This is a genomic window from Kitasatospora putterlickiae, assembly GCF_039527695.1.
In the GTDB taxonomy this organism is placed as follows: domain Bacteria; phylum Actinomycetota; class Actinomycetes; order Streptomycetales; family Streptomycetaceae; genus Kitasatospora; species Kitasatospora putterlickiae.
The window spans coordinates 1-540 of the sequence record NZ_BAAAKJ010000173.1 but is presented as its reverse complement, the minus strand read 5'-3'; the positions used below and the strand labels follow the sequence as shown (position 1 = coordinate 540).

The 540-nt window shown below is 75.6% G+C and carries 1 protein-coding gene; it reads right to left on the bottom strand.

Annotated features, from left to right (window positions below):
* A partial coding sequence (locus ABD308_RS17600; protein WP_344335429.1) for a polyketide synthase dehydratase domain-containing protein occupies positions 1–540 on the bottom strand: 540 nt, incomplete at both ends.

The window sequence follows — 540 nt, the reverse complement described above, 5'->3', positions numbered from 1 at the left end:
GCCCGTCGGCGTCGGGGGCCTCCGCCACGACCTGGAGGTCGACGGCGCCGGTGACGGGGACCAACAGCGGTGCCTGAACGGCGAGTTCCTTGAGCCGGCCGCAGCCGGCCTGCTCCCCGGCCTGGAGCACCAGGTCCACGAAGGCGGTGTCCGGCAGCAGCGCCCGGCCGGCCGCGGTGTGGTCGGCCAGCCAGGGCTGGGCGGTCCGGGTCAGGCGGCCGGACAGCATCAGCGAACCGGAGGAGGCCAGTTCGGCCGCGACCGCGACCAGGCCGTGCTCGACGCCGGCCAGGCCGACCCCGGCGAGGTCGCCGCCGCGGTGGGTGGAGCGGTCGAGCCAGTAGCGGGTGTGGTCGAAGGCGTAGGTCGGCAGCTCGGGCAGCGGGCCACCGGTGCCCAGCACCCGCGTCCAGTCCACGTCCAGGCCGTTGACCCAGGCCTGCGCCAGACCCGTCAGCAGCGAACGCGCCTCCGGACGGTCCGTACGCGTCAACGGCACCAGCGCCACACTCTCACCCGCCAGGCTCTGCGCGGCCATCG